This window comes from Allomuricauda sp. d1 (assembly GCF_039592695.1).
In the GTDB taxonomy this organism is placed as follows: Bacteria; Bacteroidota; Bacteroidia; order Flavobacteriales; family Flavobacteriaceae; genus Flagellimonas_A.
The window spans coordinates 1499644-1519863 of sequence record NZ_JBBUTK010000001.1; the positions used below are offsets into that span (position 1 = coordinate 1499644).

General features: G+C 44.5%; 16 protein-coding genes. 6 read left to right on the forward strand and 10 right to left on the reverse strand.

The genetic code is table 11. The features are described 5' to 3' along the window. Window positions 1-43: 43 nt before the first annotated feature. The gene (locus AAAH86_RS06865; RefSeq protein ID WP_343486775.1) at window positions 44-1426 is read left to right on the forward strand and encodes a fasciclin domain-containing protein; all 1383 of its coding nucleotides are present in this window, start codon (window positions 44-46) and stop codon (window positions 1424-1426) included. A 95-nt stretch (window positions 1427-1521) separates the two neighbouring features. Next, the gene (locus AAAH86_RS06870) at window positions 1522-4020 is read left to right on the forward strand and encodes a fasciclin domain-containing protein (RefSeq protein ID WP_343486776.1); all 2499 of its coding nucleotides are present in this window, start codon (window positions 1522-1524) and stop codon (window positions 4018-4020) included. 304 nt (window positions 4021-4324) lie between these two features. Here the strand turns inward: AAAH86_RS06870 and AAAH86_RS06875 are convergent, their stop codons facing one another. The 4 genes from AAAH86_RS06875 to AAAH86_RS06890 form a co-directional block, all read right to left on the reverse strand. Next, the gene (locus tag AAAH86_RS06875; protein WP_343486777.1) at window positions 4325-4891 is read right to left on the reverse strand and encodes a DUF6515 family protein; all 567 of its coding nucleotides are present in this window, start codon (window positions 4889-4891) and stop codon (window positions 4325-4327) included. 77 nt (window positions 4892-4968) lie between these two features. Next, complete coding sequence (yidC, locus tag AAAH86_RS06880) at window positions 4969-6834, reverse strand: membrane protein insertase YidC (protein ID WP_343486778.1); 1866 nt, start codon at window positions 6832-6834, stop codon at window positions 4969-4971. Between the two features lie 68 nt (window positions 6835-6902). After that, window positions 6903-8540 (reverse strand): CTP synthase, encoded by a 1638-nt coding sequence (locus tag AAAH86_RS06885; protein ID WP_343486779.1) that lies wholly within the window; start codon window positions 8538-8540, stop codon window positions 6903-6905. A 56-nt stretch (window positions 8541-8596) separates the two neighbouring features. Then, the gene (locus AAAH86_RS06890) at window positions 8597-8833 is read right to left on the reverse strand and encodes a DUF3820 family protein (protein WP_343486780.1); all 237 of its coding nucleotides are present in this window, start codon (window positions 8831-8833) and stop codon (window positions 8597-8599) included. Window positions 8834-8878: 45 nt separating this feature from the next. On the opposite strand from AAAH86_RS06890, the gene AAAH86_RS06895 reads away from it, so the two are divergent. Next, window positions 8879-9742 carry a TIM barrel protein gene (locus AAAH86_RS06895; RefSeq protein ID WP_343486781.1) on the forward strand — a complete coding sequence of 288 codons (864 nt, stop codon included), beginning with the start codon at window positions 8879-8881 and terminating at the stop codon, window positions 9740-9742. Between the two features lie 78 nt (window positions 9743-9820). On the opposite strand, the gene AAAH86_RS06900 is transcribed toward AAAH86_RS06895, so the two are convergent. The 5 genes from AAAH86_RS06900 to guaA all read right to left on the reverse strand — a co-directional run bounded on the left by AAAH86_RS06900 (window position 9821) and on the right by guaA (window position 16225). Then, window positions 9821-11335: an NADP-dependent isocitrate dehydrogenase gene (locus AAAH86_RS06900; RefSeq protein WP_343486782.1), complete on the reverse strand. Its 1515-nt coding sequence runs from the start codon at window positions 11333-11335 to the stop codon at window positions 9821-9823. Window positions 11336-11514: 179 nt separating this feature from the next. After that, the gene (locus tag AAAH86_RS06905; RefSeq protein ID WP_343486783.1) at window positions 11515-12057 is read right to left on the reverse strand and encodes a DUF922 domain-containing protein; all 543 of its coding nucleotides are present in this window, start codon (window positions 12055-12057) and stop codon (window positions 11515-11517) included. After that, window positions 12045-12449, reverse strand: coding sequence for an OsmC family protein (locus AAAH86_RS06910; protein ID WP_343486784.1), 405 nt, complete (start codon window positions 12447-12449; stop codon window positions 12045-12047). Before AAAH86_RS06910 ends, AAAH86_RS06905 begins: the two co-directional genes overlap by 13 nt. Further along, a complete protein-coding gene (locus tag AAAH86_RS06915) occupies window positions 12446-14593 on the reverse strand; it encodes a LysM peptidoglycan-binding domain-containing protein (RefSeq protein ID WP_343486785.1) in 2148 nt (715 codons plus the stop codon). Before AAAH86_RS06915 ends, AAAH86_RS06910 begins: the two co-directional genes overlap by 4 nt. Window positions 14594-14692: 99 nt before the next feature. Next, window positions 14693-16225: a glutamine-hydrolyzing GMP synthase gene (gene guaA / locus AAAH86_RS06920; protein ID WP_343486786.1), complete on the reverse strand. Its 1533-nt coding sequence runs from the start codon at window positions 16223-16225 to the stop codon at window positions 14693-14695. 79 nt (window positions 16226-16304) lie between these two features. Here guaA and AAAH86_RS06925 point away from each other — a divergent pair, with 79 nt between their 5' ends. The 3 genes from AAAH86_RS06925 to AAAH86_RS06935 all read left to right on the forward strand — a co-directional run bounded on the left by AAAH86_RS06925 (window position 16305) and on the right by AAAH86_RS06935 (window position 18494). Continuing rightward, on the forward strand, window positions 16305-17030 hold the full coding sequence (locus AAAH86_RS06925) for an SIMPL domain-containing protein (protein WP_343486787.1): 726 nt from the start codon (window positions 16305-16307) through the stop codon (window positions 17028-17030). Between the two features lie 52 nt (window positions 17031-17082). Then, window positions 17083-17742: a beta-phosphoglucomutase gene (gene pgmB, locus AAAH86_RS06930; RefSeq protein ID WP_343486788.1), complete on the forward strand. Its 660-nt coding sequence runs from the start codon at window positions 17083-17085 to the stop codon at window positions 17740-17742. Between the two features lie 206 nt (window positions 17743-17948). Then, window positions 17949-18494, forward strand: coding sequence for a pyridoxamine 5'-phosphate oxidase family protein (locus tag AAAH86_RS06935; protein WP_343486789.1), 546 nt, complete (start codon window positions 17949-17951; stop codon window positions 18492-18494). On the opposite strand, the gene bshC is transcribed toward AAAH86_RS06935, so the two are convergent. Continuing rightward, entirely contained in the window at window positions 18483-20084 is a 1602-nt protein-coding gene (gene bshC, locus AAAH86_RS06940) for a bacillithiol biosynthesis cysteine-adding enzyme BshC (protein ID WP_343486790.1), read from the reverse strand. The genes AAAH86_RS06935 and bshC overlap by 12 nt on opposite strands. Between the last annotated feature and the right edge of the window lie 136 nt (window positions 20085-20220).

Consider the following 20220-nt stretch of genomic DNA (forward strand, 5'->3'; position numbering starts at 1 on the left):
CATCATCAAAATAGATGATTCAACAACTCTAAAAACATCCGTAATGAAAAAAACATTTATTTACCCCAAGTTAATTTTGATTTTCCTACTGGCCATGATGGTCTCATGTAGTGATGACGACAATGGTGGCGAGATGATACCAGATACGACCGTCGTTGACCTTGCAGTCGCAAATGGCGATTTGACCACTTTGGTTGCAGCATTGACAAGGGCCAATCTCGTAACGACTTTACAAGGTGATGGTCCTTTTACGGTTTTTGCTCCCACAAATGCTGCTTTCAACGCGTTCTTGCAGGCCAATAATTTTGCTTCTCTAGACGATGTCCCCGACGAGTTGCTCACCGCTGTGCTATTGAACCATGTGGTATCGGGCAACAATCTATCTACCAGTCTCAATACTGGATATGTTTCGAGCCTCTCGACGGCTGGTATCAATGATAATAACCTAAGCCACTATATAGATACTTCATCAGGAGTTTCTATCAATGGAGTCGCCGATGTCACCACTGCCGATGTCACCGCCGACAATGGGGTGGTACATATCATTGACGCTGTTATTGGACTTCCAACCATTGTTGACCATGCAGTGGCAAATACAAACTTGTCTGATTTGGTCGGAGCCTTGACCGCGAATGGCAATACGACTTTCACAGATTTATTGTCTTTACCAACAGTGAATTTTACTGTATTTGCCCCAACCAACGATGGTTTTGCTTCTTTTACCAACCCGAATGACAACGACATAGACAACATATTGGGATATCATGTTGTTGCTGGAGCTAGACTATCTTCAGAACTGTCAAACGAATATGTTACTACAACTGGAGTGAATGATGCCAGCAATGCTTTGAGTATGTATATCAACACCGACAACGGTGTCTCCATCAACGGTACAAGTACTGTTGTCGCTGCAGATATTGTGGCCACCAATGGAATCATTCACGCTGTAGACGCTGTTATCGATTTGCCCACAGTGGTCACCTTTGCAACGGCAGATTCAAATTTTTCAACTTTGGTCGATGCGTTGACTACATTGACACCGAGTGTTGACTTCCCAAGTGTGCTCTCTGCCCAAGATGGTAATGGCAATGATCCGTTTACGGTCTTTGCTCCAACAAACGATGCCTTCGCCGCATTGAGTGCCATACCGGCCGAAGATGATTTGATTCCCATCTTACAGCACCATGTTATTGCTGGGGCAAATATCCGCTCTGGTGATTTAAACAACCCTGGTGAAACAACCACCCCTGCAACGCTTGAAGGTGACACCTTCACCATTACCCTACCGGGAACAGGTGATAACATTGGTGACATTACTGACGGCGCTGGCAATACCGGTATCGGAATCATTGCTGTGGATGTTCAAGCGTACAATGGTGTCATTCATGTGGTGAATCAAGTATTGCTTCCAGATACGGGTAATTAAAAACAATAAAAGGGCAAGAAGAAATTTTTCTTGCCCTTTTCCTTATAGGACCTCAACTTTTTTTCAACAACTAATAATATCTAAAACAATTGACTATGAGACACTTTATGAAATGGAAATCAATTTTCCTATTGACCTTATTTACGTTTGTCACCTTCTCTTGCGATAAAGAAGACGATGGTACCAACGAAGAAGAAACCAGCAGTACAATTGTCGAAACCGCACAGAATACCGAAACGCTCAGCAGTTTGGTAGCTGCTTTGGCAAAGGCCGATGAAAATGACGACTCTGATTTGATCGGAACATTGAACGGTGATGGACCATTTACAGTTTTTGCACCCACTAACAGTGCATTTAACGAATTACTTGCCTCACTGGATGGCTTTGATTCCCTAGAAGATTTTGACACCCCCGAAGAAAAAGCACTGTTGGCCACTATTTTGCAGTACCATGTTATTGGTGGAGCTGCCGCCGCCTCAACGGATTTAAGCGAGGGACAGGAATTGACCACGGTACAAGGTGAAAAAGTAACTGTTTCCCTTGAGGGTGGCGTATTCATAGATGATGCCACCGAGACTGATGCCGAAGTGGTGATTCCCGATGTCAACGCCAGTAACGGAATTGTACACGTTATCGATAAAGTATTGTTACCCCAAGCGATTCTTGATGCATTGAACGATGGTGATGGAATGGAAGGCGAGGGAAAAAACTTAGTTGAAATTGTGGTGGAAACCGAAGCACTTTCCGTTTTGGAAGCTGCGGTCATCAAAGCTGGTTTGGCAGAGACCCTGAGCGGTGAAGGTCCGTTTACTGTTTTCGCTCCCACCAACGAAGCATTCGTTGCACTTTTAAATGCTTTGGGCGATGATTACAACAGCTTAGATGATTTTGATACCGAAGAGGAAATCGCACTGTTGACCGATATTTTGTTGTACCACGTAATCCCCGCAAAAGTACTCGAAGCTGACTTGGCCGCTGGAAGCGTGGCCACCGCCCTAGCTGACAATTCATTGGAAATCATTGCAGAAGGTGACACTTTTTTCGTTGGTGATGCCTCAGAGGCCAACGCCAACATTACCGCGACGGATATCATGGCTACAAACGGTGTGGCGCACACTATTGATAAGGTATTGTTGCCACAATCGGCCATTGATTTTGTGGCCACCCTGCAAGCAAAAAACATTGTTCAAATTGCACAAGAGACCGATGATTTGAGCGTATTGGTCGAAGCACTTATAGCCGCTGATGCCGGACTTGTAGAGACCTTGAGCGGTGAAGGTCCGTTTACTGTTTTCGCTCCCACCAACGAAGCATTCGTTGCACTTTTAAATGCTTTGGGCGATGACTACAACGCTTTGGCCGATTTCGATACCCAAGAAGAAATTCACCTTTTAATCGATATTCTCAAGTATCATGTTGTCGCTGGCACGGCGGCCTTTTCAACTGATTTGACCGACGGACAAATGATTACCACGGTAAACGGTGGTGACGTTACCATTAGTCTAGACGGTGGCGTTAAAATCACTGATGCAAGCGGCGACAGCTCAATGGTCACTACTCCAGATGTTGAAGCCAGCAATGGTGTGGTACATATTATAGACAGGGTTTTGCTGCCACAATCCGCTGTGGATTTTCTAGCTGCCATGCAAATGAAGACTATTGTAGAATTGGCCATTGAAACCGATGACCTCAGCTTGTTGGTCGATGCATTGGTTGCTGCTGACGCCGGACTTGTGGAAACCTTGAGCGGTGAAGGTCCGTTCACGGTCTTCGCTCCCACAAACCAAGCATTTGCTGATTTGTTGCATTTCTTGGGAGACGATTTCAATAGCCTTTCAGACTTTGACACCGAAGCAGAAATCAATATTCTTGTGAAGGTACTGACCTACCATGTAGTAGCAGGCACAGCTGCCTTCTCTACAGACCTCAGCAATGGCCAGCACATCACCACGGTACAAGGTGAAAACTTGGGCATCATATTGAACAGCAGTGTGCACATTGATGATGCCACCGATACCAATGCATCGGTGATTACCCCTGATGTTGAAGCAAGCAATGGCGTTGTGCACATCATCGACAAGGTATTGCTTCCGCAGGAAGTTTTGGATGCTTTGGCACCTGCCACACCAAATATTGTTGAACTGGCCCAATCGGTTGATGATTTGAGCCTTTTGGTCGATGCTTTGATTCAGGCGGATGCAGGTCTGGTCGACGTGCTTAGTGGCGACGGTCCGTTCACGGTGTTTGCCCCAACAAATCAAGCTTTTGCTGATTTATTGCATGCGCTGGGAAGTAACTTCAACAGTTTGGCCGATTTTGATACCCCAGAAGAAAAAACATTGTTGGCCAAAGTCTTGACCTATCATGTGGTTTCTGGGGATGCCCTGGCCTCTGGAGACTTGAAAAACCATCAAAGGTTGCATACGGTACAAGGTGAAGATGTGACGGTCATACTCAATCATGGGGTTTTCATTAGGGATAAGACCCACGTCAATGCCGAAGTAATCGGTGCCGATAACGAGGCCAGCAACGGTATCGTGCACTTAATCGATAAGGTACTGTTACCACAAGAGGTGCTCGACCAACTGCACTGATTTGTTGACCTGAAAGACATCTTTAAAAATTGCGAAACCCCTTAGATTTACACTATCTGAGGGGTTTTTCATCGATAGGATTGACCACTCATCGATCACACATCAAAAGGGGGTCTGTTACCATACAAATATGCCCGCTTGACAACTATTAATTTTTTGGGAAGCATTTATGGCGCATCTTTGGTGTCCCGAATCTTTCCAAACTATACCTTTAATGGTGAGAGCTTCCCTGCTACGGCAGGGAAGTTTTTTTAAAGTTCCCCCAAAAGCTCATGCTAAATAATGTTGTGCAATTGACGATGGATTAATCTTCCGGTTCTTCCTCCAATACATCGATGACCTCATAGCCATCTTCCACCGCTTTATAAACGGCGTCGTTGAGTTCATAGGCCGTCAAACCATCAAAATCAATTTCCGAGGCATCTTCAGGCAATTCTTCAACTACGGCTCCGACGGGCGGTTCAGAAATTTCATAGCCATCCTCAACTTCTTGGTAGAAAACACCATCGGCATAATTGTATCGGTTGCCCCTGACCGTCAAAACGATTGCTGTTGCAGGGATTCTGCGAAGACGGAAGCCCCTTGGCGGAAACGCACGTACATATACTCCCCTCCTTTTAACAAAATACATTCCGCCCACAGGATAATAAGAGACATTTCTGAACACCAGAGGACGGGTGTTCGCCGGGAGTCTTCTAAGCCTTCTTCTGACAACTCTTCTTGTCGTTCTTCTGCGAACCCTTCGGTTTACACGTCTTTTTTTACGAACGGCCTGTACCGTCTCTTGATTTCTTGTCTGTGCCTCAACGGTTTCCGGTATTGAAAAGAACGTAAAGGAGAACAAAATCAGGATAAAGCCTATGTTTTTCATTGCAATGATTTTATGGTTATTGCCTATAAGACCATACAAAAGCAAAAAGGTTTAACCGAAGAAAAGAAACGCCGTTGCTATCTTTTTCCTGTTTTTTTCTGGGCTTCTGCCTGCTCCATCATTTCACGCATTTTCTTTTGAAAACGGTTCTCTTTTTTGGGTTTCTTCTTGTTTTCTTGGATTTGCGCATGAATTTTATTCTCATCCAAAATATAGTTCTTGATGACCAACATGATGAAGATGGTGATCAAGTTTGAGATGAAATAGTACAGACTTAGTCCGCTCGCATAATTGTTGAAGAAAAACAACATCATGACGGGTGACAGGTACATGATGAATTTCATGTTCGGCATTCCAGGCTGTTGCTGCATCTGCATACTTTGGCCGGTGGTCATCGTCATGTAGATAAATATGGCTATAGATGCCAAAATCGGAAACAAACTCACATGGTCGCCATAGAATGGTATCGTAAACGGAAGGTTGAAAATGGTATCATAAGACGACAGGTCATCCGCCCACAAAAAGGATTTTTGCCGTAGCGCAAACGAGGTCGGAAAGAACATGAACAATGCATAGAATATCGGCAGTTGCAACAATGCTGGTATACAACCGCTCATGGGGTTTACCCCTGCCTTACGGTACAGCTTCATGGTCTCCTGCTGCTTTTTCATCGCATTGTCCTTATACTTTTCGTTGAGCTCGGTGATTTCAGGTTTCAAGACCTTCATCTTGGCTTGGGAGAGGTACGATTTATAGGTGACAGGCGAAAGTGCCAAACGCACGATGATGGTCATGACAATGATGGCAATACCGTAGGGTAAGAACGAACTCAAAAAACCATAGAAGGGTGTAAACACATGGCGGTTGATCCATCCAAAAATTCCCCATCCAAAGGGAATGGATTCGACCAAGCCCAACTCCTTGTAATCATCCAGCACCTGGGCATCGGTGGGGCCGTGGTACCAGTGCATGTTGTACGAAAGTTCACCACCCTGTAATTCAAGAGGGGCTTTTGTCGCATATTCTTTGGTAAACAGTTCTTCTTTGGTCTCTTCTTCGACCAAATTTTTTGACAGCAGCTCAGCGGTCTTGAAGTGGTTGTCCGTTGCCAAGATGGAACTGAAAAAGTGCTGCCGATACGAAAGCCATTTAACATCCTCTTCGGTTTCTTCATCGAGGTCGCTGCTCTCTGAAAGCTTGCTGATTTTTTCACCGTCATGATTGTAGGTCAGGCGGGTATAACGATTTTCGTACTGCACGCTCTTGCTCCTTCTTCGGGCTTTGGTTGTCCAATCCAAGGTGACAGGCCTTGAACTGTTCAGAACACCGTTAAGGCCTTGCGACCGAACCGTGAAATCAACCAGATATTCGTTGGGTTTCATCTCATAGCGATACTCCAAAAACTGGTTCTCAGAGACCTTGGCCTTCATCGAAAGCACTTGGTTGTCACCACTTTTGCTCAAAGAGGGTTCAAAATAAAGCTCTGAGGTGCTGAGTACACGATTGTCATTGGTTGAAAATGAAATGGCAAACTCGGCATTGCCGTCTTTGACCAAGTATACGGGCAGCGAATCGTAGGTGACGAATTTTTTCATCTTCGCCTCGACAATTTGACCCCCTTTATTGGCGACCTTTAGTTCAACAACATCGTTTTCAAGTGTTGTCTGTTGGTCTGCCACATTGGTAAAGCCAAAAGCGCCCACAGCACTTTTATAACCTGCCAAGGCAGTGGAGTCATTCAAATTTATCTGGGGTTTTGCCTCAATGGGCTGAGAAGGTTCTTCTGTGGTTTCTTCTGCTTCAACGACCTGTTCCTGTTTTGCCTTTTCTGCATCAAGCTCTTCGGGAGTAGGTTTTGTGGTATAGAACCAGAAAATAAGAATCCCGAAAATAAGTACAAACCCGATTATGGAATTCAGGTCAAGCTTTTTCTCTTCTTCCATGAAATAATATCTATGCTGTAGTTTCGTTTGGTACGTTCAACCCGCAAATATAGACCCAAAAAAACAGTTTATGCCAAACTGGCATTAGTTTGTTTTTGCTTCTGTTTTAAAACGGCTTTTACAAAGCCCACGAACAATGGATGCGGATTTGCAACCGTACTCTTGTACTCTGGGTGGTACTGCACCCCGATAAACCATGGGTGTGACGGGAGTTCTATAATCTCGACAAGGCCGGTTTCAGGGTTCAGGCCAGAGGCAACCAAGCCCGCTTCTTCAAACTCTGATTTGTATTCATTGTTGAACTCAAAACGGTGGCGGTGGCGTTCGGCAATCTGGATCTGGCCTTGATACACCTCATGTACCAAAGTTCCGGGTTTGATTTCACAGTCCCACGCGCCCAAACGCATGGTGCCCCCTTTATCGGTCACCGATTTTTGTTCTTCCATCAAATTGATGACGGGGTGCGGGGTGTTCTCATCCATCTCTGTGGAGTTTGCATTTTCATACCCCAATACAGTTCTGGCAAATTCAATCACCGCCATCTGCATGCCCAGGCAAATACCGAGATAGGGCACGTCGTTTTCCCTAGCGTAACGCACGGCCAGAATCTTGCCTTCAATGCCACGCTCTCCAAAACCCGGTGCTACCAAGATTCCGTCGAGGCCCAACATCTTTTTATCAAGGTTGCGAGCCGTGATGTGTTCTGAATGAATGCTTTTGACCACAACCTCAACCTCATTCGCCGCACCAGCATGTATAAACGATTCCAATATGGATTTATAGGAATCCTGCAGTTCAACATACTTTCCGACCAGACCAATGGTGACTTTGTTTTTCGGATTCTTGTGACGCTGCAAAAACTCTTGCCATTGGTCAAGATTGGGCTCATTGGTATCGGGCAGTGCCAATTTTTTCAACGCAACGGCATCCAATCCTTCCTCATGCATCATCAGCGGCACGTCATAGATGGTCGAAGCGTCAATGGACTGAATTACGGCTTCTTTTTTTACGTTGCAGAACAAGGCCAGTTTCTCACGTTTCTCCTCTGAAATCTCATGCTCGGTACGACATACCAAAATATCGGCCTTGATTCCGCTTTCCATCAAGGTCTTGACCGAATGCTGTGTCGGTTTTGTTTTTAGTTCGCCCGCAGCAGAGAGGTAAGGCACCAAGGTCAGGTGGATGACAATACCATTGTTTTCGCCAAGTTCCCACAACAGTTGCCGAACCGATTCAATGTAGGGCAGTGATTCAATATCACCCACGGTACCCCCGATTTCGGTAATGACGATATCGTATTCACCACTGTTGCCCAGCATCTGGATACGCTCTTTGATCTCGTTGGTGATATGGGGCACCACCTGAACGGTTTTACCCAAAAATTCACCCCGACGTTCTTTTTCAATGACACTTTGGTAGATACGCCCAGTGGTCACATTGTTGGCCTGTGAGGTGCGTACGTTCAAGAACCGTTCGTAATGGCCCAAATCCAGGTCAGTTTCCGCGCCATCTTCGGTCACGTAACATTCCCCATGTTCATACGGGTTCAAGGTACCAGGGTCGACATTGATATAGGGATCCAATTTCTGAATAGTGGTGCGATACCCCCTTGCCTGTAGGAGCTTTGCCAATGATGCAGCGATAATGCCTTTACCTAATGAAGAAGTTACTCCGCCCGTAACGAAAATGTACTTTGTTTGCGACATGTTGGGGATGTGATGTTACGGGGCGTAAAGATACAAATTGCCAAGGGAAATCAAATTCAATCTTTCGGAAATTCTTTTTGAAGCTTCCTAATTATTGGTTCCAACCCATTTGATTTGACATCAAGCATTGTCTGCAAGTGCTCCCCCAGTTTCCCCTTGGGGTACCCTTTCTGTTTAAACCAAACCAAATAGGCAATGGGCAAATCGACCAAATAACGGTCTTTGTACTTACCAAAGGGCATACGGTAATGTGCCAGTTCGAGCAATCGGGTCTTATCGGGTTCTATTTCCATGTGTGGTTCGAAAATACTATCTTTTCTGTGGATAAATTCCATATCATGAAAAGACGAAATTTTATGGCCACAGCTGCCGCGGTGTCCTTGGGAGCGGTCACCTATCGGGCAAGCGCCCAACACACGGAAGCCGGTAAAGATTTTAAGCTCAAAAACAACATCAACCATAGCGTATGTCATTGGTGCTTCAACTACATGCCGCTTGAGGATTTTCTAAAAATCCTCAATGAACTCGGTATCAAAGCCATTGATTTGGTGGGGCCCAAAGACTGGCCGTTATTGAAAAAATATGATATTCACTGTTCGATGTGCAATGGGGCCGAAATCAGTTTGACCGAAGGATGGAACGACCCCAAGTATCACGAAACCCTCATTAAAAATTATACGGAAATCATTCCGCAAGTGGCGGAAGCCGGGTATACCAACCTCATCTGTTTTAGTGGCAACCGTCGGGGCATGAACGATTATGTGGGGCTGCAAAATTGTGTTGACGGACTTTCACAGATTATCCCCTTGGCAGAAAAGCATGGGGTCGTGATACAAATGGAACTCTTCAACCAAGTGAACCATCCCGATTATATGTGCGACAGCAGTCTCTGGGGGGTTGAACTCTGTAAACATTTGGGCAGTGACAACTTTAAACTGCTCTTTGACGTTTACCACATGCAGATTCAAGAAGGTGACATCATCAGGAGCATACAAAATTACCACCCCTATTTTGGGCATTACCATACTGCGGGTGTGCCGGGCCGCCATGAAATCGATGAGACCCAAGAACTGTATTACCCTGCCATTATGCAGGCCATCTTGGATACGGGTTTTAAAGGCTATGTGGCCCAAGAGTTTATCGTGACCTGGGAAGATAAGATAGCCGCACTGAAAGATGCCTTTAAACGATGTGATGTTTAATACGAATGATAACAAAAGAAAAAGGCTGCCAAAAATACTGACAGCCTATTTTTCAAAAATTCAAAATTGGGGAACTAGTTATTCGCCTTGCCCTAAAGAAAAACCTCTCTTTCCATCAAACTCGTAGAGATTTTCGGTCTTTATCACATCAAAACCTTCTTGGTTGAGTTTATAGAGCAGTGCCACCACTTTTTCAAAGTCTATGGGAAGGTACACAGGCTCTTTACGGTTGATCTCTGCATCGACCGCCACAAAACGGCATCGCCAATGATCGGTGCAATAGGTCTCTTCATGTCCGGTCGGATACACTTTGACCCCCCTATTGGTAATCATCTTCAACTTGAGCTTGTACACTTCAATCGCTGAAAGGGCATCACCGATTTCGTTAGGGTCATTTCCCTCCCAATCTATAAAGACATCAACACCTACCAATTCTTTCTTTTGGGATTTTCGATGGTACTCTGGTATTTGAATGGCGCCTTTACCTTCCGCAAGGGTACTTGGTGAGAGTTGTTCTGGCAAATTGTCAAGATTATCAATGACAGCATCAGCAAACTCTTGAGTGTTCACCTTGCGGCTACTGATGCCCTCTTGATAGATATCGGCCGTGTGGTGGCCTTGTTCCAAGGTTGTGAGCCAGGCATTCTTGATTTTATCGGCAATTTCATTCTGGCCAATGTGTGCTAACATCATGACCGCGGCATTGATCAGACCCGATGGATTGGCAATTTTTTTGCCGGCAATATCAGGTGCCGACCCATGGATGGCCTCGAACATCGATACATTCTTGCCAATATTGGCAGAACCTGCCATGCCCACTGACCCACCGATTTCGGCGGCAATATCTGAGATGATGTCTCCATAAAGATTGGAAGTGACGATTACATCGTAGTTTTCGGGCTTTGCAGCTAATCTTGCTGAACCGATATCAATGATCTGAACCCCGTTTTGGATGTCGGGATACTCTGTGGCGATTTCATCAAATACTTGATGGAACAATCCATCGGTCAATTTCATGATATTGTCCTTAACCATACAGGTGACTTTTTTTCTGCCATAAGCACGTGCGTACTCAAAGGCATAACGTACTATGCGCTCGCAACCCGGGCGGGTGATCAATTTTAGGCATTGCACCACATCTTGTGTCTGACGGTGTTCGATACCCGCATATAGATCCTCTTCATTTTCACGGATGATGACCACATCCATATTGGGGAAATGGGTATGAACATAAGGGCTTAGCCCAGCGACTGGGCGTACATTGGCGAACAAGCCCAATGATTTACGCAAGGTCACGTTGAGACTTTTATAGCCTTTGCCTTGGGGAGTAGTAATTGGTGCCTTGAAGATAATCTTGTTTTTTGATATGGCTTCCCAAGCTTTGGCACCAATACCCGAAGTATTGCCCGATAGATAGGCCTTTTCGCCCAATTCAATGAATTCTAGGGCAATGTTGGCTCCCGCTGCCTTTAAAATCTTCAGGGTGGCATCCATAATCTCAGGTCCGATGCCATCCCCTTTTGCCACAGCAATCTTTACCGGGGTTTCTTTTGAAATGTTTTTGGTCTTTTTTAAAAGAACTTTTTCGCTCATTGTTTTCGAAGTTTATGATATGTGCGCAAAGGCACTTTATCGTTTTCGAGAAACAAAGATGCAGCTAATAATTAATAAATTTTTATTTATTTATTTTAGATTAATTATTAAAATAATTTATGTATTAGCTATTTCTGTGCTAGGGAAAGTCGAAGAGCTTGTTTAAGAATTTGAATGTCTCATTCGCGGGAAGTGCGCTCTAAAGCTTCGGCGATACGGGCATTCCATTTTGCCTGAGTCTCGAGATTTCGCGAGAAGTTGGTCTCCCAATCGTACTTTTCTTGAAAGTCTTTCAATTCATTCAAGGTTTCTTGGTAGATGTCACGAATTTCTTTTTTGACATTTTCAGAAAAAGCGGTGCGTTCTAACTTGAACCGCATTTTGCGGGCATACAACTCTGAGATATCAAAATGCAGCTGTTCATGGGCCAAAACATTATCATCGCAAACGCTTGGCCGATACCATGACTCATCTGGATAGAAATATGCGGTGACCTCAAAATCCAAGTCCACCTCATGGTGCATCAAATTGGCCGAATAGCGATAGCTGATGCCACTGGCGGTTGTTGCCGCAGGCACGGCATCAACAGGTACAGGGCCTCGAAAATCAGACCATTTCAAACGATATTGGCTTTGCCAAGGGATGGTCTCTACAATCTCTTGCGAGAGACAACTGATCATCCCCAGAAAAAAGCACATCCATATCGCAATTATTTTGTCCACCTAAAATCAATTAGCTTTTCAATATCGGGATGCAAACTGTAATGTACGGGGCATGTGTTTGCCGTGTGCACCAAAATTTTTCGATGCTTCTCTGATATGTCAGCGGGCAATTCAAGAGTCACTTCAATTTTAGCGATACGTCGCGGATCGGTGGCCATGTGCTTGGTGACTTCTGCGGTCGAACCTTTCAAATCTATTTCCAAATCCCTGGCTTTGATGCCCATCATGGTGAGCATACAGCTTGCAAGCCCGGTAGCCACAGTGTCTGTTGGAGAGAATGCTTGGCCCAAGCCGTTGTTGTCAACAGGGGCATCGGTGTTGAACTCATTGCCTGAACGTACATGCAGGCAGGTGGTTCGCAATTCACCTTCGTATGTCACCTTTGAAGTCATTCTATATCTATTTCCTTGATTCGTAATTCATCGTATTGCATCAGGTATACCCCCTCATTGAAATATCCTGAAGACCAATCATCATAATAGTTGAAACGGTTTCCTGAATATTCGGTCAATCCTACCAACCTCGAGGTTTCAAACAAATTTTTCTTATGTGCCAATTTCAACAACAGGTCATACGTCAAATCAAAACCACGAACAGCGAAACGGTCAGGAAGCATCCCAAACTTCTTTCGGTAAGCTTTGCTAAAACTATCGCTCGCACTTTCTTTATACGCCGAAGGGAAAACAAAGTCGAGATTTGACAGATGCGTTTTTGAGACCACCTCACTATCAAAGGCATCATTAAAATTGGTGGTGAACATTTTGACGCGTGTTTTACTGCCCTCAACCATTTCGAGGTTTGAAGCATTTAAGATGGATGTGATACTTGCTGCCAAATTCGGCTGCTTGGTCTCAACAAATACCCAATTCTCTTTCTGTTCAGAAATCATGGTCTGAAAATCAACAAGGTGCAATGACCCGTCTTCACTCATCTTCGCCACTCTTGCCATGGGGAAACGTGCCAAAATGGAATCTCTGGCCGCTTCACTTTTTTGGTCTGCGATGATGATCAGGTTTTCATCCGTTCTCTTTTTTTCCGCATAATCCAATAATCTATCACGCAGCACGGCATCATTGGGCATTGAAAAGAACACGTTGTTCAGGCTCAGTTCACTGGTCGATGCAAAGGGAGCCACCACAGGTACGCCATGTGCTGTGGCCTTGACCGAAACTTCGCTCAATAATCCGGGGGAAACAGGCCCTACAACAGCGTCATACTCATTCAATCGCTCTTGTCGCAACGAATTTTTCAGATGTTCAAGGTTGAGCTGGGTATCTAAAAACTTGGCATCGACAGAAAGCCCAAGTTTCTTGATGGAATCCAACGCTACTAGGGCTCCAGTGTAAAGCCCCAAAGCATATTTTACATCCCTGCGGGATTTTATCTGTGCTTCCGTTTTTTCTTTATTGTTGAGATTGATGCGGTCTAGACGAAAAGGCAACAGATAAAGTACCCGGGGTTTTAACGTCACATCAACACTATCAACCAAATTGAAGGCGTCTAGTACCAATGCATTCTTGACCTCCAAATCCCCGGTTTTTGATTTGGGAAGTTTTAGCACCATTCCCGCTTTGAGTCCGTTTTCCAATTCAGGATTCAGCGCAAACAACGAATCACGTGATATCTTCAAATTTTGGGTCAGCCGGAAAATATTCTGTTTTGGCTTCACCTCATAAAAAATATAGTTGTCGGTGTTAACGATTTCGGTTTGCGGCCTTCGCTTGGGCAGGCGAATGACCATGCCTTCTTTAAGACCATTGCGTTCCGCTATTTCTGGATTCAATTTGATGATAGAATCCATTGAGATGCCATAATCTTGGCTGATCCTAAAAAGCCCTATTGATTTTGGTACGGTATACGACTCAAAAATCGCCACATTCTGTTCTTTCAAACTATCGCCCTTGGGTCTGGGCAATTTTAGCTCTTGGCCAACGGCCAAATAGGCACTGTTCTTAGGCAGGTCAGGATTGAGGGCCACCAAACTATCTACGGAAATGCCATATTTGTGTGCAATGCTCCAACGCGTTTCTTTGGCACTCACCGTGTAGGTCTCAAAATCAAGCTCGGTTTCTTCAGCGACTTCCGGATATTCGGGTATTCGCAACACCATCCCCTTTTTTAAGGTTGAGGCATAGAGTTCCTTGTTGTATTTTTTGAGCTGTTCTTCCGTGATATCATACTGTTGGGTAATGCTAAAAATGGTTTCCTTTCTTTTGACACGATGGCGGGCAAAGCCCGTTGGGGCAATTTGTCCTGTAGAATCTCTTTTTACACCAGTGCCCGTGGCCACCGTTGGTTTTCTATCCGTAGGGATGACCAACGACATGTTCAGCTTCACATCTTGGGCGCTTCTCACATTTTGATTGTTCACCAATATGGAGTAGGGTGTCACTTGATAGGTCTTGGCGATGCTCTGAAGGGTTTCACCCTCTTTCACGATATGTGTCGTGGTACCGGTACTTTGTGCGGTCGCCTTACAGGAAACCAATGTAAGGACAAACAAGCCCAGAAGCGTTCTAAAGATTATTTTTTTCATGTGTTCATTCTCATTGTTTCTCAACGGTCACATACAACCTTTGAAGGTTGAAAAAATCATCACAAACAATGGGCAATGATTTTTCGAATCGTTTTGGTTTTATTCCCATTCTATAGTTGCAGGTGGTTTTGAGCTGATGTCATACACCACTCTATTAACGCCCTTTACCCTATTGATTATTGTGTTCGATATTCTTTGCAGAAACTCATAGGGCAGGTTTACCCAATCTGCGGTCATGCCATCCGTGCTTTCAACGGCACGCAAGGCCACACATTTTTCATAGGTACGTTCATCGCCCATCACTCCGACACTCTGCACCGGCAATAACATGGCCCCGGCTTGCCAAACGTTGTCATAGAGCCCATATTCTTTTAAACCGTTGATGAAAATGGCGTCCACTTCTTGCAAGATAGCTACTTTTTCAGCCGTGATGTCGCCCAAAATACGGATTCCCAAGCCTGGCCCGGGAAACGGGTGACGCCCCAAGATGGAAGCTTTCATACCGATACTTTTGCCCACCCTTCTGACCTCATCTTTGAACAACAGGTGTAGGGGTTCCACAACATTTAGTTTCATATAATCCGGTAATCCACCCACATTGTGATGGCTTTTTATCGTGGCCGAAGGCCCACCACTGGCCGAAACCGATTCTATACGATCCGGATAAATGGTGCCCTGTGCCAACCATGTGGCATTTTCTACTTTGTGCGCCTCATCATCAAAAACCTCAATGAAAACACGGCCGATGATTTTTCGTTTTTTCTCGGGGTCGGCCTCCCCTTTCAGAGCATCCAAAAAACGTGCCGAAGCATCGACCCCTTTTACGTTGAGCCCCATATCTTTGTACTGTTCGAGCACGTCGTGAAACTCATTTTTTCGCAACAATCCATTATTGACAAAGATGCAGTGCAACTGTTTGCCAATGGCCTTGTGCAGCAGCATGGCGGCCACACTACTGTCAACACCACCCGAAAGGCCCAAAATCACATTGTCACCCCCAATTTTTTCCTTGAGTTCTTTGATGGTGGTCTCTACGAAAGCATCGGGTGTCCAATCTTGTTTCAGGCCCGCAATCTTGACCAAAAAATTCTCCAATAGCCTTTTACCGTCTTTGGTGTGGTATACTTCTGGATGGAATTGGATGCCGTAGGTATCTTCATCTTCTATCCTAAAAGCTGCATTTTCAACATCTTGTGTGCTCGCCAGCAGCACGGCCCCAGTGGGAAGCTCTTTGATGGTATCGCTATGGCTCATCCAGACTTGGCTTCCTCCAGAAATTCCATTCAAAAAATCCTCATTCGGCTTTATTTTGTCCAAATTGGCACGGCCATACTCGCGGGTGGCTGAAGGAGCCACATTTCCCCCATGAAAATGGGAAAGGTACTGTGCCCCATAGCAAATGCCCAGCAGTGGTATTTTGCCCTTGATTTCTGATAAATCGGGATGCGGGGCATCGTCAGCCCTTACCGAATACGGCGAACCGGAAAGAATCACCGCTTGGTAATCAGACAGGTTTTTAGGCGGATTGTTATAGGGTTTGATTTCGGAGTAAATGTTCAGTTCCCGAACGCGGCGCGCTATCAACTGGGTATATTGGGAACCAAAATCTAGAATCAGGACTTGGTTTTGCATGGGCAAAAATAGCAAAATGGTCTATTTGCGAAAGCATCTTTTTGGGTATATTTATCCGTACATACCATAAAGCCACTTTATGAAACATATCACCGCCATCATTTTTGGAATCGCCATCGTTCTCGCCGCTGTTTTTCTTGGAAATGCCTATGTCAAAAGGGCCAATCCACCACAGGTGATCTCGGTCACCGGTCTCGGCAACGAAAACTTTACTTCAGATTTGATTGTTTGGGAAGGACGCTTTTCTTCGTACAGCCCTGTGCTCACCTCAGCTTTTGAACGATTGAACGAGCAAAAGGATATTGTTCGAAACTATTTGGTCTCCAAAGGAATAAATGCGGATAACATCATCTTCTCCTCAGTGCAGACCATCGAGCAGCGCGATAACAAATATGAGAACGGCAATTATGTGGGAAGCATTTTTAGGGGCTACGAACTATCACAATCGGTGCAGATTGAATCGACCGATGTGTCCAAAATTGAACAGGTTTCCAGAGAGATTACCGAATTGCTCAACAAAGGCGTACAGTTCAATTCTTCCCCGCCAAGATATTACTACACCAAACTGGCCGACCTCAAAATAGAGATGATATCAAAAGCCACTGAAGATGCTCGCATCAGAGCTGAAAAAATCGCAGAAAATGCGGGTGGCAACCTTGGGGACTTGATTTCGGCCCGCATGGGGGTTTTTCAAATCACGGGGCAAAACTCCGGTGAAGATTACAGCTGGGGCGGGGCCTACAACACATCCTCTAAAAACAAGACGGCCTCCATCACCATGCGGTTGGAATATAACGTAAAGTAGCTTTTTTCTTAACATTTTTAGTCATTTCTTTGTGGGCTAAACACTGCTAAAAATGATTAAGGGATTCATTTTTGATTTGGATGGCGTGATTACCGACACTGCCGAACAGCATTTTCAAGCTTGGAAGAAATTGGCCGACGAAATGGGCTGGCATTTTGACCGTGAGGTAAACGAAAAATTGCGCGGGGTTTCCCGGATGGATTCTATCAATATCATTAGAAAACACAACAAGGCCAAGGTACCAGAAGACAAACTGTTGGAATTGGCAACAAAAAAGAATGATTATTATGTGGCCAGTCTAGAGGAAATCACCCCTAAGGATTACCTACCCGGCACCAAAGAATTGTTGACCCATCTCAGACAAGAGGGATTCAGCGTTGCTCTGGGCAGTGCCAGCAGAAACGCCGCCAAGGTGCTGCAACAATTAGGGGCCACTGGTTATTTTGATGCCATTGGTGATGGCAACAGCGTTTCAAAAAGTAAACCTGCGCCCGACATATTTTTATACGCAGCAGAAAAACTGGGGCTCAAACCAGAGGAATGTGTAGTTTATGAAGATGCGGAAGCCGGTATTGATGCTGCTAAGGCTGGTGGGTTTCACAGTGTGGGCATTGGCCCCGAAGAGAGGGTGGGCCATGCCGATATTCGGTTTGATTCGATGAAGGAAGCTACTTTGTTCGCTGTAAAGTCTCATTTTAAAGATTTGTTCTGATTGAAAGAAAATAGTTCAAAAAACAAAAGTCCGGGAACCACCCCGGACTTTCTTTTGCAATAAAATCAAAACCAACCTAAACACATGAATTAACTAACTCATTTTAAAAAGGTCAAAAAACCTTTTTCATAGCAATTTGTATATAAAACAATCCATCCCTAGAATACCCTACCCTTTTTTTGAATTATTTTTAAAAAAAATTCCTGATGGAAAAAATACTCTTCCAACAACTTAGAAATGAACTTGTTAACGGAAGTTCGAAAAAAGGGCATCCTTTTCGATATTTTACGCTTGCGACCAACGATGCTTCAAAAAACACTCGATTGCGAACCGTGGTTTTGAGAAAAGTATCCGATGACCTTACCTTGACTTTCTATACCGATAGACGCTCGGTCAAAATCAAGCATATCGAAAAAAACAATTCGGTAAGTGCCCTTTTTTACCACCCAAAGAAACTATTGCAAATCACCATGCAGGGTACAGCAGTGGTAGAAACCGATATGGGGCACATAGAATCATTGTGGAAAGGGATACAAACCAAGGCGCGAAAAGACTACACGACCTATCATGCCCCGGGCAGCTTTATCAAAAATCCTGACGAGGTAGAATACCTGACCGATGAAAACCATTTTTGTGTGGTGCATGTACAGCCATCCAAAATCGAATATTTGAGATTGAAACGCCCAAACCACATCAGGGCAGCATTTGAGATAAAACATGGCGACTGGCAAGGAAACTTTTTAGTGCCTTAAAATCAGGAACTCGTTTTTTAGGGGCGCTAAAGCATTGATGAGATTGGAGATCAGGTCTTCACCATATTCCAAATACAATGCTGAAAAATTGAGTTGCCGCTCTTGCAATGATTGGTTGGGAAAAAGTTCGTTCTGCAAAGCCGTCAAACGGGTCACATGGTCTTTCAACTTTCGCTTTTGGGCCTTCAGCAAACGCTTTTCCAACTTATCGAGCCCCTTTTTTTGCTTGACTTCTTGTGCCTTGACCGCCCCCAGAAACGATTTGTCGGTCTGTTCGGCCAATTCGTATAGGGCCTCGAACTGTTCTTCCAAATGTTTTTTTTGGGGCGCAAAATCAATGTCGATGTTAGAAATCTTTCTGATTTTTTTGTTGATGAGCTGATTTTGTTCGCAAAACAAATCTGAAATGGTCAGGTCAAGCTTTTTAACCTTTTCAGCCTGCTTTTTGGTCATTACCAAAGCTGAATTTCTGAGCAGCAACATCGGAAAGGTCACATCTAAAGCAGAGAAATAACTTTTCAGCTCCAGCCAATAGGCCAACTCTCCCCCACCACCGATATAGCAGAGATTGGGCAAGATGACCTCTTGGTAGAGTGGTCGTGCGATGACGTTGGGTGAAAACCGTTCGGGATGGGCATCCATCTCTTTTTCCAATTCGTGTTTGGAAAATTCAAACTCCGTATCATTGACATAAAACTTGCCGTCTTTTTCAATGATGCGTTCTCGAAGCCCATCCTTTAAATAGAAATAGTTGATTTCACGGGGATTGACCTGAATGGGATATGTTTCCGCAACTGAGGAAAGGTCGTCTATCGACTTTGAGACTTCCTTATAGGGAATCTTTTCAAAAACATCCTCCTTCATGAACGGAATCAGCAGTCTTTTGAGTTTTGCCTCATCTGCATCTAAAATGACCAATCCGTGAGTGCCAAACAGTTCATTGGCCAAATAACGTGTGGCCTCGGCAAGCGTTTTGTGCCCTAAATAGGCTTTTTCAAAAAGTGCGCTCAGCCGTTTTCCATTTTCGATGTTTCCAAATTCCGCGGATATCACTTGAAAAACTTCATCCAAACCTTCGGTATCCAGACGTCCTACCGCCCCCAATGCCTGTTTATTCCACTGGATTTTTTTTCCGTTGCGATTGAAATAATTGATCTCGTCAAAATCGTGGTCCTCAGTGGCCATCCAAAACACGGGTACAAACTCATGTTCTGGATATTTTTTTTTGAGCTGTTTCGTAAGATTAATTGTCGAGATGATCTTGTACAAAAAATAAATCGGGCCCGTGAACAGGTTCAATTGGTGCCCCGTGACAACGGTAAACGTGTTCTGCTCTTTTAACGACCTAATGTTAGCGGCTGTTTTTTTAGAAGTGTTAGTGGAGGAATATTGATGCTGAAGCACTTCCACCAATACGTTTCGATGCCCATGGTCAAAATTCTGGATTTTCTCCGCTATCTGGCCTTCAAAGTTTTCGAGGTTTGGAAAACGGTTGTAAAACGATTTCAACGCAATGTGTTCATCCAAATAATCACAAATCAAGTCCGAAAAATAACCGGTATCGCGAAACGGTATACAATCTACTTCCATTCAGGCTGATAAAGTGGGCTAAAGATAAAGCTCTCGACTATTTGTAATCCTAAAAATACGTTAATTGCATTTAGTGGTTTGTTCGTAGATAAAATATCCTAGAAAACCATAGAAATTGCTAGATTTGGTTTATTCG

Bases quoted from the DNA above. Each gene is read 5' to 3' on its own strand.
- AAAH86_RS06865 (WP_343486775.1), top strand. From the start codon at position 44: ATGAAAAAAACATTTATTTACCCCAAGTTAATTTTGATTTTCCTACTG.
- AAAH86_RS06870 (WP_343486776.1), top strand. From the start codon at position 1,522: ATGAGACACTTTATGAAATGGAAATCAATTTTCCTATTGACCTTATTT.
- AAAH86_RS06875 (WP_343486777.1), bottom strand. From the start codon at position 4,891: ATGAAAAACATAGGCTTTATCCTGATTTTGTTCTCCTTTACGTTCTTT.
- yidC (WP_343486778.1), bottom strand. From the start codon at position 6,834: ATGGAAGAAGAGAAAAAGCTTGACCTGAATTCCATAATCGGGTTTGTA.
- AAAH86_RS06885 (WP_343486779.1), bottom strand. From the start codon at position 8,540: ATGTCGCAAACAAAGTACATTTTCGTTACGGGCGGAGTAACTTCTTCA.
- AAAH86_RS06890 (WP_343486780.1), bottom strand. From the start codon at position 8,833: ATGGAAATAGAACCCGATAAGACCCGATTGCTCGAACTGGCACATTAC.
- AAAH86_RS06895 (WP_343486781.1), top strand. From the start codon at position 8,879: ATGAAAAGACGAAATTTTATGGCCACAGCTGCCGCGGTGTCCTTGGGA.
- AAAH86_RS06900 (WP_343486782.1), bottom strand. From the start codon at position 11,335: ATGAGCGAAAAAGTTCTTTTAAAAAAGACCAAAAACATTTCAAAAGAA.
- AAAH86_RS06910 (WP_343486784.1), bottom strand. From the start codon at position 12,449: ATGACTTCAAAGGTGACATACGAAGGTGAATTGCGAACCACCTGCCTG.
- AAAH86_RS06915 (WP_343486785.1), bottom strand. From the start codon at position 14,593: ATGAAAAAAATAATCTTTAGAACGCTTCTGGGCTTGTTTGTCCTTACA.
- guaA (WP_343486786.1), bottom strand. From the start codon at position 16,225: ATGCAAAACCAAGTCCTGATTCTAGATTTTGGTTCCCAATATACCCAG.
- AAAH86_RS06925 (WP_343486787.1), top strand. From the start codon at position 16,305: ATGAAACATATCACCGCCATCATTTTTGGAATCGCCATCGTTCTCGCC.
- pgmB (WP_343486788.1), top strand. From the start codon at position 17,083: ATGATTAAGGGATTCATTTTTGATTTGGATGGCGTGATTACCGACACT.
- AAAH86_RS06935 (WP_343486789.1), top strand. From the start codon at position 17,949: ATGGAAAAAATACTCTTCCAACAACTTAGAAATGAACTTGTTAACGGA.
- bshC (WP_343486790.1), bottom strand. From the start codon at position 20,084: ATGGAAGTAGATTGTATACCGTTTCGCGATACCGGTTATTTTTCGGAC.